This window comes from Celeribacter sp. ULVN23_4, from assembly GCF_054788345.1.
The window spans coordinates 1-1,001 of record NZ_JBTVYO010000024.1 but is presented as its reverse complement, the minus strand read 5'-3'; the positions used below and the strand labels follow the sequence as shown (position 1 = coordinate 1,001).

At 52.7% G+C, this 1,001-nt stretch carries 1 protein-coding gene; it reads right to left on the bottom strand.

The window, feature by feature from the left end; genetic code table 11:
* Positions 1–40: 40 nt before the first annotated feature.
* Positions 41–934, bottom strand: coding sequence for an IS481 family transposase (locus ACYBHZ_RS19310; protein ID WP_460275946.1), 894 nt, complete (start codon positions 932–934; stop codon positions 41–43).
* Positions 935–1,001 lie beyond the last annotated feature (67 nt).

Genomic DNA, 1,001 nt, shown 5'->3' with positions numbered 1-1,001 from the left:
TGTAAGGTGCGGCTCCCCGTGGGACATCTCTTCGTTTCGACTATAGCTTTTCCCTGAGGGCTTCGTAAGGCGTCTTTCCACCGTGGGCACCATGGGGTCTGTGGAAGTTGTAAAAGCGCTCCCATTCGTCCAGTTTGGCGATGAGATCGACGTCGCCTTTATAGGTGAGAAGCTGGTAGAACTCCTGACCATCCGACCTGTGAGAACGTTCGACTTTTCCGTTCAACTGGGGTGTGCCGCGTTTGATGTAGGCATGGCGGATACCCAAACCCTCGACGTGCCAGTGGAATTTTGCTTGGAACTCATGGCCGTTGTCAGTGCGGATTTCCCGAATACGGAAGGGGAACTTCTCTATGACATGATCAACGAAGTCTATTGCATTGGCCTGAGTGTGTTTCTCGTAGACCTTTAGCGCCCGAACCCGAGTGGCATCATCTATAGCCGTGTATTGGAAACGGCGCACTTTCTCGCCCTGCTTTCCTTTGAAAGTCAGAAACTTAACGTCCATCTGGATATGATGCCCCGGCACTTGCTTTTGGTAGCGCTTGGTGTGGACCTTACGCATGCGAGTTCCTCGAGGAAGACGGTTCAGCCCATGACGGCGCAGAATGCGTGAAACCGTCACGTCAGACATCTTAATGTTATGGTAACGCTCCAAGTACCAAACGATCCGCATTGGCCCCAGATGATATTTCCGGCGTAGATAGAGAACCTTTTCCTCGCGCTCAGGCGACGTCCTGTTGGCGTGCCATTTGGGGATCGGTGGCGCATTGATCAGGCCAGCTTCGCCGTGTTCAGCGTAGGCTTGGCGCCATCGGTAAAAGCTGGACCGGCCGATCCCAAAATAGCGGCAGGCTTTAGCGACGTGGCCGATCTCCTCCGCGTATCGGAGTATCCTCAATTTACGTTGGATTTCGCGTTGATCTTTGGTCATGGACATCTTCCTTTTCCTAAATCTGGGAGGTTAAAGGAAATGTCCCGCGAGTAACGGCATATCTACA

Coding starts and splice junctions, on each gene's coding strand:
- ACYBHZ_RS19310 (WP_460275946.1), bottom strand. CDS start 934: ATGACCAAAGATCAACGCGAAATCCAACGTAAATTGAGGATACTCCGA.